Raw genomic sequence first — 13,546 nt, 5'->3', positions numbered from 1 at the left:
CGATGGATCACTTCGAGCCAGACCCCCGCCTGGTGGAGGACAGCTACCCGATCACCGAGCTGCCGCTATGCCAGCTGCGGCTGATGAACGATAGCCGTTTTCCCTGGTTGCTGCTGATCCCGCGGCGGCATGGCATCAGCGAGGTCTTCGAGCTGAGCGAGGCGGAGCAGCGGCAGCTGTGGCACGAGACAAGCCGCATCGGCCAGGCCTTCAAGGCACTGATGGGGGCCGACAAGCTCAATGTGGCAAGCCTCGGCAACGTGGTGGCGCAGCTGCATATGCATCTGGTGCTGCGCCGCACGGAGGATGAGCTCTGGCCGGGACCGGTCTGGGGGCAGGGGGAGGCGACACCCTACGACCTCGACACTCTGGCCGCCATGCGAGACCGGGTGTTGGCCATGCTCGAGGGGCCCGACCTGCAACTTGAAGAGACGCGGGCCTCCTGAGGCTATTGCCTGGCCTCGCAGTCGACGAGGCGTGCGGCGATATCCGACGCCAGCCGCTCCAAGGTGGCGGAGGGCATGGGGCGTCCGCAGCGGAGGGCCGTCAAGGCGAGGTGGCCATCGGTTCCAGGCGACTCGATTGCCACCAGCACCCGGTAGCCCGGCCAGCGCGAGAACACCGCCTCCAGGCGTCCCAGCGAGGCATCGGCATGGCGCACCACATAACCGCGCGACATCAGTGCCTCGGCGGTGGCCTGCAGGGCACATGAGGAGGAGGCCTGTGAGGAGAGCATCACCGGCGGCACCGAAGATGGTGGGGTCGCACAGCCGGTCAGCAGCCCTACCACCAGTAACATGCCAGCCAGACGACTCATGGCTCACCTCCGGCATCCATGGCCCGGCGCAGGCCACCACAGAATGCCTCGGTACTGGCGCTTCGCGACTCCGCGAGCTCACCTCGCCAGTCGATGACCTGAAGGTCGCGACTGACCCGCACCTCCCCGTCACCGACCAGCAACGAGACACGCTCCAGCTCGGTGGCATCGCGGGTCAGGCTGCCCACTCCACCGAAGCCGATCATCACCCCTCCACCGAAACCACCACGACCACCGCCCAGGCCGATACCGCCGAACACACCACGACGCTCCCAGTCACCATGGCGGTCGCCGTAGCCGGGCAGGATGCGGGTACGCTCTGCGCTTACCAGTGCCGGAGCGGTCGCGGTATGGCGGATAAGAAAGCCGTCATCCTCCAGGGCAACCACCGCCCGCCGCAGCGTCTCGGTGACCGGCACACCCACGGTTGACCAGAGACAGGCCGCCGCAGGGGGCGGCTCCGCCTCCGGCAGCGTGGAAGGAACGGTCTGGCAGCCGGCCAGCACCAGCAGGACAAGCAACGGCCAGGGACGCATGGTCTCTCTCCCAGGGTTGGACGACTGACGACTTCAGTGTAGGCAGGAGGCCGTGACGAGGGAACATTGCAAGACGGCGGCATCCTGACGCGACGCCCGACGCCCGACGCGTCAGGATGACGCAGCCCCCTTGAAGTCCGCTCCCTTCGCCAAGATGTCATTCATCATGGCTATGATGCTCATGGTCAGGATTCACTGTCCGCCAGCGGGCGATACATGGATCATGTAAACCGACACCACCAAGGAGGCATTCGCATGAGCGATACCAACCGCATCGGCCTGCACGAGGCCAGCGCCAGCCAGCTCGCCGAGAAACTCAATGAGCTGCTGGCCAACTACCAGGTCTTCTACATGAACGTGCGCGGCTATCACTGGAACGTGAAGGGGCCCCAGTTCTTCCAGCTCCACGAGAAGTTCGAGGAGCTCTATACCGACCTGCTGACCAAGATCGATGAGGTCGCCGAACGCGTGCTTACCCTGGGCCACCAGCCGCTGCATGCCTACAGCGATTATGTGGAGGTCTCGCGCATCACCGAGGACAAGAACGTCTCGGACGGCAAGGCCTGCGTCGAGGGCGTGCTGGTGGGCTACCAGGTACTGATCGAGCTGCAGCGCGAGATCCTCTCCCTGGCCTCGGATGCCGACGACGAGGGCACCGCCGCCCAGGCCGGCGACTATATCCGCGAGCAGGAGAAGACCGTGTGGATGCTGGCCAGCTACCTCGCCTGATTCAGGACCCGACCCAATCAGGCATCACGGGTCATGTCACGACAACGCCGGGCCCAAGGCCCGGCGTTGTCGTGTCTGGCACGAATACCTCGGACCACGCACCTGTCAGCGCGTCAGGTCCTCCACCAGGGCACGCAGCAGCATCCAGAACTCCTCCACCGAAGCGACCTCGACTCGCTCATCCGGCGAATGAGCACCGCGAATCAGCGGACCGAAGGAGATCATCTCAAGCGCCGGGTACTTGCCGCCCAGAATGCCGCACTCGAGCCCGGCATGAATGACCTTGACCGCCGGCTCGCTGCCCAGCTGCTCGAGGTGCACGCGCTTAAAGCGCGTCAGCAGCTCGCTGTCTCGCTGGGGAGCCCACCCCGGATAACCATTCTCGAGACGCACCTTGGCACCGGTCAGCTCGAACACGGCACGCAGCCGATCGGCCAGGTCCTGGGCCGCGCTGTCGTGCAGCGAGCGTACCAGGGCGCCGAGATGGAAACGCCCCGCCGCGAGGCTCACGACCCCCAGGTTGTTGGAGGTCTCCACCACGCCCGGCACCTCCTGGCTCATGCGCTCGACGCCACAGGGCGCTGCATGGATGGCGGCCAGCAGTAGATGCGTCGCCTGACCGGTGAGCGGTTCCTCGGCGGGCACCTCGACCGGCTCGAGGGTCAACGTCAGTGCATCATCGACACCGGCAAACTCCTTGCGCAGGATGGTCTGCAGGGCCGCCACCTCAGCCTTGGCGGCCTCGAGCTCCTCCTCGGGCAGCGCCAGGGTCGCAAAGGCCTCGCGAGGCAGCGCGTTGCGCAGGGTGCCTCCCTGGTAGCTTGCCAGCCTGACATCGAGGCGCTCCAGGACACGCATCACCCGCACCAGCAGTCGGTTGGCGTTACCCCGCCCCTTGTCGATATCGATCCCGGAGTGACCGCCGCGCAGCCCGGTCAGCGACAGGCGAAGCGTCACCTCATCGTCGGCCAGCGCCGCGGTGGGCAATTGCGCCTCGACCACCACATCGGTGCCTCCGGCGCAGCCGATAAACACCTCGCCACGATCCTCGGAGTCGAGGTTGAGCAGGTAGTGTCCTTGCAGCCACCCTTCGGCGAGGTTGAGCGCCCCGCCCATGCCGGACTCTTCCTCCAAGGTAAAAATCGCTTCCAGCGGACCGTGGATGAGGTCGTCATCCTCGAGGATGGCCAGGGCGGCGGCCACGCCGAGGCCGTTATCGGCGCCCAGGGTGGTATTGCGGGCCCGCAGCCAGCCGTCATCGTCGAGGTAGGTCTCGATGGGGTCGCGGGTAAAGTCGTGGGGGTGGTCGCTGTTGGCCTGGGGGACCATATCCAGGTGACCCTGGAAGATCACGCCGGGGGCCTGCTCATGACCGCGAGAGGCCGGCTTGCGAATCAGCAGGTTGCCGAAGGCATCACGCTCATGCGCCAGTCCCTGTGCGTCGGCCCAGGCTTCGAGGCGTGCCGCCAGGGCGGCCTCATGGCCGGAGGGGCGCGGAGTCTCGCAAAGGGTGCGGAAATGGCGCCAGAGCGGCTGTGGCGAGAGCCGATCGAGATGTTCGTTCATGATGATCCCTTCCTGAGTAACCGACCTACCTTACTCAGCCCGTTGCTGAAGGGGAAGAGATGGACAGCAGCATGGCCGTCGCCTCGCGCAGGCGGGCGGTGGCCTGGCGCCGGCCCGATACAGCGAGATGCCGGGTCAGAGCCTCACCACTCAGCCCCTGAAAACCCCAGGCCACCAGCAGCAGAAGATCGGGATCGGCGAGGGGGATGCCGCGGGCCAGGGCATGACGAACCAGGGCCTGCAACGCCGGCCGGGCCAGCGCCGGCTCGCGGTGACCGGCGGCGACATCCTCGGCATCGCGGCGGTCATCGTCTGCGAGATTCGCCCCACCGCCCTCCGCCAGCAGGGCGGCGGCCACTGACGGCGCCAGATCACGAAGTTCGAAGGCCAGCAGGCCGGGCAGGGCTCGCCGAAAGCGCGCGGCGAGTGAGGCCAGCAGCGCCTCACCGCGCTTGCTGGTGGCCCGGGCCACCATCAGGGCGTGTTCACCCGTGGCGGTCTCACGGGTCAGCCCGAGGCGCAGTGCGTGAAATCCCTGGCGTCGCCAGAAGGCCATTAGCGCCGGTTCGGCGCCAAAGCTCGCCCCCAGCAGATCGCAGCCATCATGACGCGCTCGCTCCAGCTCCGCCTCGATCAGCCGCCTCCCCAGCCCCTCGCGACGTCGCTGGGGTGATACCGCAATGCGTACCACCCGACGCAGATGCCCGGTGAGCGCTGCCCGGGAGCCGGCATGGGCGGCCAGGGACTGAGCCATGAGGTGGCCACGAGGCCGCCGCTCGCCACGGGCGACCCGCTCGGCCAGGCCCGCCTCGAAGCCCCCTTCATCTGCGGTCATCACCACCCCGAGCGGCACATCACCGGTCGCCACACTGCCAACGGTGAGGCCCGGGCCATCCAGCAGCAATCGTAGATCGCTGGGCGTGGTGCGGTAGTGGGCCTGCACCAGCAGGCCGAACAGGCCACGCAGGCTACTCTCGTCGCTGGCCAGTGTATCCCGCGACAGTTGCCGCACGTCACCGGCCGGCCGAGAGGATGACTCGGGCGGGTCGGCATCCAGCATCAGCAGGCGATGGATCAGCGGCTCGAGGGGGTCGTCATTCGCCCAGCGGATCGGCTCGGCCAGATGCAACCCTCGCCACTCCGGGGTGGTGCGCTCGAGACGCTCGCGGAAACGCAGGGCAAAACCGCGACCGGAGCCCTCGTAGCCGTGCACCGTGGTGGCAAAGGCGATCCGTGGGAAGGCGTCGAGCCACTCGCCAAGCGGAGCGGCGGGAATCGCCGCCGCCTCATCCACCAGCAGCAGACGGCCGGCACCGCCGGCTTCGCCCTGCCGGGCCAGCTCGGCAAGGGCATCCGGGGCCACGAAGCGAACGTCACCCTGGTCGGTAGTGAAGAGATGCCCGCGTCGCTCACCCTGGGGGCAGAGCGCCGCAAGGCGCTCGAAGAGGCTCTCCACCGCCGACGGGCGCGGTGCGGTCACCAACACCTCCTGCTCTCCCGTGGCCAGCCAGCGGGCGCAGGCGATGCCCAGGGCCGCACTCTTGCCGCGCCCACGGTCGGCGGTGATCACCAGCGGACGACGGCGACGCAGCCGCGCCAGGCGAGCCACCGCCTGGGCCTGGTCACCGGTCAGACAGTCTTCATCGGTCACCGGCCGCTCGGCAGGCGCCTGACGGATGGGAAATCCGGGTAAACGAGGCGTTTCACCGGCCCGCCAGCGAATCACCTGGTCGGCACCACTCAGTAGACGCGCCAATCGGGCCAGATAGCGGCTGGTCAGCGCCTCGGGTCGCCAGGGGTGTTCGGCCAGCCGCGCATAGTCGGCATCGGGTCTGCTGCCCCACTCCTCCGGAGTCATCAACACCAGCAGGCCACCCGCCTTCAGGGTGCCGACCAGGGCCGCCACGGCGTCGGGGTCGAAGCCCGCCCCATCGGAGGCGGCGTCGATCACCAGTAGATCATGCTCGCCCCCCAGGCGTGTCCGGGCACGGGCAGGTGCCAGCCAGTGCGCCGCATCGACCCGCGGAGGTAACGCCGGCGCCACCCAGAGCGGGCAGCGCCAGGTGCCGGCTCGCCATAACTCGCCGGCCGCATCACAGCACGCCTGGGGAGCCCCCTGCAGCCATGCCAGGCCCCGCCAGCGACGGCGGGCGAGCCGTGAGACATGGGCCAGCAGCACCCGAGTCGACAGGCCATGCGCCTCCTCTCTCCCGTTCATTGCCACTCCCCCCGGCTTCACCGCCCCGACTAGAACTTTGGTCTTACGACAGAGCAGTTTTCAACGCTAGATACCGATCATCATGCTACGTTGACGTTAACGTAAACATTTATTAAATACCTGATAGTATTAGATTATCAAACAGTGACTTAACGTATCGCGGTCACGGTGGCGCTGTCTGCCCCCCGCTCACGGGGCGCGACAGCGTCGCAGGGGCATGATCGTTCTGCACGCCAATAGGGTGTTAGTTTGAAGCCTAGTTGCGGACTCACCAATGCATTCCGATGCCGGCGGCCGCAACCCAGCCTTATCCGGTTGGCGCCGTTGGGGCGCCACCTCCTGTCCAGCCCCGTAGGGAGAACAATATGAAGACACTGCGCAGCTTCACGCTCACCGGCCTAGCCGCCGGCATGGCCCTGGCCACCCTGAGCACCACCGTTCAGGCCAAGGAAACGTGGACCATGACCACTACCTGGCCGGACAACCTTGATCTGATCCAGATGGACCGCCACTGGGTCGAGCTGGTCAACAAGCTGGCCGGCGATGAGCTCACCATCAACTTCCGTGCCGGTGGCACCCTGATGCCGGGCAGCGAGGTGTTCGATGCCACCCAGACCGGCGCCATCCAGGCCGCCGCCGACTGGCCGGGCTACTGGGCGGGCCTGAGTCCGGCCTTCTCGCCGCTGGCCACCACGACCAGCCTGTTCAACGGCGTGGACTACCTCAACTGGATCAACCAGTGGGGCGGCTTCGAGCTGTACCAGGAGGTCTACGGCGAGTATGACATGGTCTACCTGCCCTACGGCATCACCAACAACGAGTCCGGCTTCATGGGCGGCACCCCCATCGAGAGCATCGCCGACCTGGAAGGCAAGCGTCTGCGCCTCTCCGGCCGCGACCAGGGCCGTGTACTGGAGAAGCTCGGCGGCTCCCAGGTCACCCTGGCCGGCGGCGAGGTCTACCAGGCCATCGAGCGCGGCGTGATCGACGCCGGCGAGTTTTCCACCCCGGGGGTCGACTACAAGGCCGGCTTCGGCGAGGTGGCCGACTACTGGTCCACCCCGGGCTGGCACCAGTCCGCCAGCGTCTTCGGCGTGATGATCAACAAGGAGGCGTGGGACGCCCTCTCCGAGGAGACCCAGGAGAAGCTGAAGATCGCCGCCGAAGCCACCATGACCTGGTCACTGGCCTGGTCCGAGCGGCAGTCCACCGAAGCGACGGTCAAGTTCAAGGACGAGGGCATGACCATCAATCAGCTGCCTGAAGAGGACCTGGCTCGCATCCAGGAGATCACCAATGAGGTAATCCTGCAGGGTGCCTGCGAGGATCCGATGCATGCCAAGGTCTACCACTCCATGGTCAGCTACCTGGATCATTACGCCAACTGGCGTGACGTGACCGTGCCCTTCAACATGAGCCGTAGCATGGACAACCTGCCGTCCCTCGAGGAGCTCGAGAGCTGCATGAACCAGTAAGCGGGCCGGGCCGGGCCCTGCGGGGCTCGGCCTACCCGGTCGCTTTACATCCTGTGTTCGCTTGATTAGCCCGACTCCGAGAGCCTCACCATGAACACCATTGCCAGGGCCATCGATGCCCTCAACGAGGGGTTCGGACGCCTGATCGCCCCACTCCTTGCCGTGATCACGCTGATCGTGATCTATGACATTGCCGCACGCTTCTTCATCGGCCGCCCTAGCGACTGGGCCTTCGATGTCACCAAGATGCTGTTCGGCGCCCATTTCATGCTGATGGCCGCCTATGGCCTGCGCCATCACGCCCACGTCGAGGTCGACGTGCTCAAGCGTCTGCTCACCCGCCGCAAGCAGGCCGTCCTCGAACTGCTCGGCTACCTGCTCTTCTTCGTGCCCTTCATCTGGATGCTGCTTACCTTCGGCTGGGCCTTCTTCGAGCGCTCCTTCAGCCGCGGAGAAACCACCTACGGCATGATGTCCATCCCGGTCTACCCGGTAAAGGGTGTGATCGTCGTGGCCGCCCTGCTCCTGCTGCTGCAGGCCATCGCCATCGTGATCCGCGCCTGCGGTGAACTACGCAAGGAGGGTGCCGCATGAGCCCCGAGATGCTCACTCTCTTCATGTTCAGCGGCCTGCTGATCGGGCTGTTCATGGGCCACCCGCTGGCCTTCGTGCTCGGCGGCGTCGCCGTGCTAGGCGCCTGGCTCGGCCCCGGCGCCAATACGCTGGGCATCCTGATCAACAACATCTATGGCAACTCCATGGACAACTATGTCCTGGTCGCCATTCCCCTGTTCGTGCTGATGGCGCGTTTCCTGAACGACTCCGGTGTCACCGAGAAGATGTTCGACACCATGCGCCTGCTGCTCGCCAACCTGCGTGGCGGCCTGGCCCTGACCGTGGTCATCGTTTCGGTACTGCTGGCCGCCACCACCGGCATCGTCGGCGCCTCCATCGCGGTGATGGGCATGATCGCCCTGGTCCCGATGCTCAAGTACTCCTACAACAAGGAGCTCAGCGCCGGCGTCATCATGGCCAGCGGCTGCCTGGGCATCCTGATTCCCCCCAGCATCATGCTGATCCTGATGGCCAGCTACTCGCCGGTTTCGGTGGGTGCGCTGTTTGCCGGTGCCCTGGTACCGGGGGTGATGCTCGGCACCATGTATGCGCTCTATGTGCTGGTGATCTGTTTCGTCAAGCCGCACTACGGGCCAGCCGTTCCCGCCGAGGAGCGCGCCGAGACCTCGACCGGCCAGCTGCTGATCATGCTCGGCAAGTATGTGCTGCCGCCCATGTCGCTGATTCTCGGTGTGCTGGGCTCACTGTTTCTGGGGATCGCCACGGCCACCGAGGCTTCGGCCATCGGCGTGGCCATCGCCTTCCTGCTGTTCCTGATCTTCGGTGATCGCAAGGCATCGACCTGCTATCGCACCCTGATCGAGGCCAGCAAGACCACCACCATGGTGATGCTGGTGGTGGTCGGAGCAACCGCCTTCACCGGGGTGTTCTCCATCGGTGGCGGCATGGACGTCATCCATAACGTGGTGACGGCGATGCCCGGCGGCACCATCGGGGCCCTGATCCTGATGCTGTTCCTGGTGTTCCTGCTGGGCATGTTCCTGGACTGGACCGGCATCGTGCTGCTCAGCTTCCCGATCATGCTACCCATCGTCGACAGCATGGGCGTCGATATGCTGTGGTTCGTGGTGATGGTGGCCGTGGTGCTGCAGACCTCCTTCCTGACCCCGCCGTTCGGCTATGCGCTCTTCTACTTGAAGGGAGTGGCACCGCCCGGGGTGGAGATCGTCGATCTCTACAAGGCGGTCATTCCCTTCGTGGCCCTGATCGTGCTGGCCTGTGTGCTGATGGCCTTCTTCCCGGCCCTTATCACCGGCCTGCCATCGATGCTGCTCGGCTACTGACCCGTGAAAGCGTAACGACGCCCGCCGTCAGCCGACGGCGGGCGTCGTCGTTTGACGGTGGTCAACCAATGTTGGCTGCAGCAGACAAGCGCAACTGATACTATTTGCCGGCGTCAATGTCTCGCATTTACCATCCTGCGCCCGCAAGGAGCCTCCCTTGTCTCGACCTGCCAGCGGCGACCTGCCCACTCTCTCACGCCGACTGATCCCCTCCTTCACTCCATGGACCGCCCTGCTGCTCGGGGTCGCGCTGGTCGTGGCTCTGCCGGTGCTGGCGGTGCTGGCACATATCCTGGTACCCACCGGTGGCGTCTGGCAGCACCTGGCCAGCACGGTGCTGCCCCGCTACCTGGCCAACACCCTGTTCCTGGTGATCACGGTGGGCATCGGCACCCTGGTGATCGGTACCGGTACCGCCTGGCTGGTGGTGATGTGCCGCTTCCCGGGGCGACGACTGTTCGAGTGGGCGCTGCTGCTGCCGCTGGCCGTGCCGACCTATGTGATCGCCTACGCCTATACCGACTTCCTGCAGTTCTCGGGGCCCCTCCAGGGGTGGCTGCGCGACCTGTTCGGGTGGGGCTTCGGGGACTACTGGTTCCCCGAGGTGCGCTCGCTGGGCGGGGCGGCAACGCTGATCAGCCTGGTGCTCTACCCCTACGTCTACATGCTCGCACGCGCCTCCTTCATGGAGCAGTCGGTGTGCATGCTGGATGTGGGTCGCACCCTGGGCCGCGGCCCCTGGCAGTTGTTCTGGAGCGTGGCGATTCCTCTCTCGCGCCCGGCACTGGTGGGCGGCGTATCACTGGCCCTGATGGAAACGCTGAACGAGTTCGGCGCGGTACAGTACTTCGGCGTGGACACCTTCACCACCGGCATCTACCGCACCTGGTTTGGCCTCGGCGAGCAGGCCGCCGCCGCCCAGCTCGCCGCCTGCCTGCTGACCTTCGTGATCGCTCTGGTGCTGCTGGAGCGCTGGTCGCGGGGCAAGCGGCGCTACTTCCACACCTCCAGCCGCTATCAACAGCTGCCGGAGTTCCACCTCGGCGGCTGGGCCTCGGCAGGCGCCTTCCTGGCCTGCCTGCTGCCGATCCTGGGCGGCTTCCTGATCCCCAGCGGCATCCTCGCCGAGCTGGCTATCCAGCAGGGTGACTCGCTCTTCGGCAAGAGCTTTATCGGCTATGCCCGCAACAGTCTGCTGCTGGCCTCGATCGCCGCGCTGGTGGCGGTCACCCTGGCGGTAGTGCTCAGCTACGGGGTGCGCCTCAACAATACTCGACTGACCCGAACCGCCACGCGTATCTCGGCCATGGGCTATGCGATCCCGGGGTCGGTGGTCGCGGTAGGCATCCTGATCCCCTTCGCCTGGCTGGACAATACCCTCAATACCTGGCTGCTGTCGCGCGGTGGCGAAGTGATCGGACTGATCTTCAGCGGTTCGGCGTTTATCCTGATCTACGCCTACGTGGTGCGCTTCCTGGCGGTTTCGTTCAACGCCGTGGAAGCCAGCCTGGGCAAGGTGACGCCGAGCATGGATGCCGCCTCTCGCACCCTGGGCCAGACCGCCACCGGCACATTGAAGCGGGTGCACACCCCGATCATGCGCGGCAGTCTGCTCGCGGCCTGCATCCTGGTCTTCGTGGATGTGATGAAGGAGCTACCGGCGACCATCATCCTGCGCCCCTTCAACTTCGATACCCTGGCGGTACGCGCTCACAACCTGGCGGCAGACGAGCGTCTCGCCGAGGCCTCGACGGCCTCACTGGCCATCGTGGTGGTAGGCATAGTCCCGGTGATCCTGCTCAGCCTCGCCATGCGCCGCTCGCGCCCCGGCGGGAAGTGACGAGGAGCGCGAGGGAAAGACAAATACCTGGGAGGGGTCCAGCCGCAGGGTCACGGGCTGGCCCTCGGCGGGCAGGAAGACCCCCGGCACCCGCGCATGGATATGGGCTTCATCGCCGTCGGAGTCGTGGGCACAGATATGCAGCAAGCTGCTGCGCCCCAGCAACTTGGCCATGACAATATGGCTGTGGCTGTGCGCTTCGGCCGGCACATCCAGCCTCGCCACCTGCAGCGCCTCCGGCCGCACCAGCACGCGCACCTCGCTGCCATCGGCAAGCCAGCCGGCATCCACGATGCCCACAGGCGTCAGCACCTTGCCGTCGCGAACCACCCCGGAGAGTTCGTTCACTTCACCGAAGAAGGTCACCACGAAGGGGTCGCTGGGGTTGCAGTAGAGCTCGCGTGGCGTACCGACCTGAACGATATGGCCATCACGCATCAGGGCGATGCGGTCGGCCATGAACATCGCCTCTTCCGGGTCGTGGGTCACCAGCAGCGTGGCGGCCCCGACCTCCTTGAGCACGTGCAGGGTGTCATCGCGAATCTGATCGCGCAGCCGCGCATCGAGGCTGGAGAAGGGCTCGTCGAGCAGCATCAGGTGCGGCTCCGGCGCCAGCGCACGAGCCAGTGCCACGCGCTGCTGCTGGCCTCCCGAGAGCATGTGGGGATAGCCCTCGGCCCGGGCGCCCATCCCCAGCTGCTCGAGCAGCCTCAGGGCACGCCGACGACGCTCGCCTGCCGGCAGGTGCTTGAGCCCAAAGGTCACGTTTTCCAGCACGGAAAGGTGGGGGAAGAGCGCGGAGTCCTGAAAGGCCAGACCGACGCTGCGCTTCTCGGGGGGGAGGTGACGCCCACCAGGGCGGGCCACTTCATCGCCCTCCAGGACCACGCGACCGTGCTGTAGCTTCTCGAGGCCCGCGGCGATGCGCAGCAGGGTGGTCTTGCCACACCCCGAGGGGCCCAGCAGGCAGACCACTTCACCCGGCTGTATGTCCAGATCGATGCCCTTCACCACCTCGTGCTTGCCGAAGGCGTGGTGAATGCCCTGCATGGCGAGTACCGGAGCGGAAGTGGCGTGCGGCTGTTGCAGATTCAGGTTCATTGGGGCCCTCGACGTCGTGTCGGTGGAGGTCTCCCCATCATAACCGATCACGAGCGTTAATGCGTTTGAAAGCGACTCGCATTCAGCATTTCTCTGCACCAGCGCAAGAAATCTGTTCCTGGCCCCTTGACGTCGCCGGTCGACAGGTCTTCAATAGCCCCATCTTTAATGCAACGTATTATCATTCCACTATCGCTACTCTGCTAGAAACCTAGCTGCTCTGCCAGAAAACCAAGAGGTCACGATGATCAAGAACGCTCGTCTCGCCGCCCCCATCGCCGTCGCGCTGGCCGGCTCCGCCTTCGCTACCGCCGTCTCTGCCGACGAGCTGAACATCTACTCGGCACGCCACTACGACTCCGACGAGGCGCTCTACGAGGCCTTCACCGAGGAGACCGGCATCGAAGTGAACCTGCTGGAAGGCGACTCGGACCAGCTGATCGAGCGCATCACCCGCGAGGGCGTGGCCAGCCCCGCCGACGTGATGATCACCGTTGACGCCGGCCGCCTGTGGCGCGCCGAGCAGGAGGATATCTTCCAGAGCGTCGACTCCAAGGTGCTGAACGAGCGCCTGCCGGAAGCCATGCGTCACCCCGAGGGGCTGTGGTTCGGCTTCAGTCAGCGCGCCCGCGCCATCTTCTATGACCGCGAGAACTTCGATCCGAGCCAGATCGGCAGCTACGAGGAGCTCGCCGACCCGAAGTTCGAGGGCCAGGTGTGCATCCGCTCCTCGAACAATATCTACAACCAGTCGCTGCTCGCCTCACTGGTCGAGCACCATGGCGCCGAAGGTGCCGAGGAGTGGGCCCAGGGCGTGGTGGCCAACATGGCACGCGACCCAGAAGGGGGCGACACCGACCAGATCAAGGGCGTGGCCAGCGGCGAGTGCTCCCTGGCGGTGGCGAACCACTACTACTACGTACGCCTGCTGCACTCCGACAACGAGGCGGATCGTGAGGTCGCCCGCCGTGTCGGCGTGATCTTCCCCAACCAGGATGACCGTGGCACCCATATCAACGTGGGCGGCGCCGGTGTGGTCGAAGGGGCTCCCAACCGCGAGAATGCCGTGCGCTTCCTCGAGTTCCTGGCCTCCGATACCGCTCAGGAGATCTTCGCCAACGGCAACTACGAGTTCCCGGTGGTCGAGGGCGTGAAGAAGAACCCGGTGCTCGAGTCCTGGGGCGACTTCAAGAAGGATGACCTCAACATCAGCAAGCTGGGGGAGAACAACCCCGAGGCGATCAAGATCTTCGACCGCGTCGGCTGGCGCTGATTCAGCGCTCGGAGCTGATCCGGTGGTAGGGCCTTCTCTACGACTACCCCCGGCGCTCCTCGCTGACACATC

12 protein-coding genes are annotated in these 13,546 nt (G+C 65.8%); 7 read left to right on the top strand and 5 right to left on the bottom strand.

Annotated elements, in window-relative coordinates:
* The first annotated feature begins 2 nt into the window (after window positions 1-2).
* Entirely contained in the window at window positions 3-446 is a 444-nt protein-coding gene (locus Q0894_RS05020) for an HIT family protein (RefSeq protein WP_299232077.1), read from the top strand.
* Window positions 447-448: 2 nt separating this feature from the next.
* On the opposite strand, the gene Q0894_RS05015 is transcribed toward Q0894_RS05020, so the two are convergent.
* Both Q0894_RS05015 and Q0894_RS05010 read right to left on the bottom strand, forming a co-directional pair.
* A complete protein-coding gene (locus Q0894_RS05015) occupies window positions 449-817 on the bottom strand; it encodes a hypothetical protein (RefSeq protein WP_299232075.1) in 369 nt (122 codons plus the stop codon).
* Window positions 814-1,353, bottom strand: coding sequence for a hypothetical protein (locus Q0894_RS05010; RefSeq protein ID WP_299232073.1), 540 nt, complete (start codon window positions 1,351-1,353; stop codon window positions 814-816). The genes Q0894_RS05015 and Q0894_RS05010 overlap by 4 nt, the downstream gene beginning before the upstream one ends.
* 255 nt (window positions 1,354-1,608) lie before the next feature.
* Here Q0894_RS05010 and Q0894_RS05005 point away from each other — a divergent pair, with 255 nt between their 5' ends.
* Window positions 1,609-2,082, top strand: coding sequence for a Dps family protein (locus Q0894_RS05005; RefSeq protein WP_299232072.1), 474 nt, complete (start codon window positions 1,609-1,611; stop codon window positions 2,080-2,082).
* Between the two features lie 105 nt (window positions 2,083-2,187).
* Here Q0894_RS05005 and Q0894_RS05000 read toward each other — a convergent pair whose 3' ends face one another.
* Both Q0894_RS05000 and Q0894_RS04995 read right to left on the bottom strand, forming a co-directional pair.
* A complete protein-coding gene (locus tag Q0894_RS05000) occupies window positions 2,188-3,648 on the bottom strand; it encodes an aminoacyl-histidine dipeptidase (protein ID WP_299232070.1) in 1,461 nt (486 codons plus the stop codon).
* A gap of 34 nt (window positions 3,649-3,682) precedes the next feature.
* On the bottom strand, window positions 3,683-5,866 hold the full coding sequence (locus Q0894_RS04995) for a GNAT family N-acetyltransferase (protein ID WP_299232068.1): 2,184 nt from the start codon (window positions 5,864-5,866) through the stop codon (window positions 3,683-3,685).
* A 365-nt stretch (window positions 5,867-6,231) separates the two neighbouring features.
* On the opposite strand from Q0894_RS04995, the gene dctP reads away from it, so the two are divergent.
* The 4 genes from dctP to Q0894_RS04975 all read left to right on the top strand — a co-directional run bounded on the left by dctP (window position 6,232) and on the right by Q0894_RS04975 (window position 11,100).
* Window positions 6,232-7,341 (top strand): TRAP transporter substrate-binding protein DctP, encoded by a 1,110-nt coding sequence (gene dctP / locus Q0894_RS04990; RefSeq protein ID WP_299232067.1) that lies wholly within the window; start codon window positions 6,232-6,234, stop codon window positions 7,339-7,341.
* A 90-nt stretch (window positions 7,342-7,431) separates the two neighbouring features.
* Window positions 7,432-7,935: a TRAP transporter small permease subunit gene (locus Q0894_RS04985; RefSeq protein ID WP_299232065.1), complete on the top strand. Its 504-nt coding sequence runs from the start codon at window positions 7,432-7,434 to the stop codon at window positions 7,933-7,935.
* Complete coding sequence (locus tag Q0894_RS04980) at window positions 7,932-9,260, top strand: TRAP transporter large permease subunit (protein WP_161423968.1); 1,329 nt, start codon at window positions 7,932-7,934, stop codon at window positions 9,258-9,260. Before Q0894_RS04985 ends, Q0894_RS04980 begins: the two co-directional genes overlap by 4 nt.
* Window positions 9,261-9,441: 181 nt before the next feature.
* A complete protein-coding gene (locus tag Q0894_RS04975; protein ID WP_299232340.1) occupies window positions 9,442-11,100 on the top strand; it encodes an iron ABC transporter permease in 1,659 nt (552 codons plus the stop codon).
* Here Q0894_RS04975 and Q0894_RS04970 read toward each other — a convergent pair.
* Window positions 11,017-12,201 (bottom strand): ABC transporter ATP-binding protein, encoded by a 1,185-nt coding sequence (locus Q0894_RS04970; protein ID WP_299232060.1) that lies wholly within the window; start codon window positions 12,199-12,201, stop codon window positions 11,017-11,019. The two genes, Q0894_RS04975 and Q0894_RS04970, sit on opposite strands and share 84 nt — an antisense overlap.
* Before the next feature lie 244 nt (window positions 12,202-12,445).
* Here Q0894_RS04970 and Q0894_RS04965 point away from each other — a divergent pair, with 244 nt between their 5' ends.
* Window positions 12,446-13,474, top strand: a complete 1,029-nt coding sequence (locus tag Q0894_RS04965) for a Fe(3+) ABC transporter substrate-binding protein (RefSeq protein ID WP_299232058.1) — start codon at window positions 12,446-12,448, stop codon at window positions 13,472-13,474.
* Window positions 13,475-13,546 lie beyond the last annotated feature (72 nt).

Source organism: uncultured Halomonas sp. (genome assembly GCF_947501415.1).
Lineage (GTDB): Bacteria > Pseudomonadota > Gammaproteobacteria > Pseudomonadales > Halomonadaceae > Halomonas.
The sequence above is the reverse complement of the archived record's forward strand: the minus strand, read 5'-3'. Positions and strand labels throughout refer to the sequence as shown.

What these genes read in the sequence shown, in the direction of transcription:
- Q0894_RS05015 (WP_299232075.1), bottom strand. Translation starts at nt 817, where the DNA reads ATGAGTCGTCTGGCTGGCATGTTACTGGTGGTAGGGCTGCTGACCGGC.
- Q0894_RS05000 (WP_299232070.1), bottom strand. Translation starts at nt 3,648, where the DNA reads ATGAACGAACATCTCGATCGGCTCTCGCCACAGCCGCTCTGGCGCCAT.
- Q0894_RS05010 (WP_299232073.1), bottom strand. Translation starts at nt 1,353, where the DNA reads ATGCGTCCCTGGCCGTTGCTTGTCCTGCTGGTGCTGGCCGGCTGCCAG.
- Q0894_RS04970 (WP_299232060.1), bottom strand. Translation starts at nt 12,201, where the DNA reads ATGAACCTGAATCTGCAACAGCCGCACGCCACTTCCGCTCCGGTACTC.
- Q0894_RS04985 (WP_299232065.1), top strand. Translation starts at nt 7,432, where the DNA reads ATGAACACCATTGCCAGGGCCATCGATGCCCTCAACGAGGGGTTCGGA.
- Q0894_RS04965 (WP_299232058.1), top strand. Translation starts at nt 12,446, where the DNA reads ATGATCAAGAACGCTCGTCTCGCCGCCCCCATCGCCGTCGCGCTGGCC.
- Q0894_RS05005 (WP_299232072.1), top strand. Translation starts at nt 1,609, where the DNA reads ATGAGCGATACCAACCGCATCGGCCTGCACGAGGCCAGCGCCAGCCAG.
- Q0894_RS04980 (WP_161423968.1), top strand. Translation starts at nt 7,932, where the DNA reads ATGAGCCCCGAGATGCTCACTCTCTTCATGTTCAGCGGCCTGCTGATC.
- Q0894_RS05020 (WP_299232077.1), top strand. Translation starts at nt 3, where the DNA reads ATGGATCACTTCGAGCCAGACCCCCGCCTGGTGGAGGACAGCTACCCG.
- Q0894_RS04995 (WP_299232068.1), bottom strand. Translation starts at nt 5,866, where the DNA reads ATGAACGGGAGAGAGGAGGCGCATGGCCTGTCGACTCGGGTGCTGCTG.
- dctP (WP_299232067.1), top strand. Translation starts at nt 6,232, where the DNA reads ATGAAGACACTGCGCAGCTTCACGCTCACCGGCCTAGCCGCCGGCATG.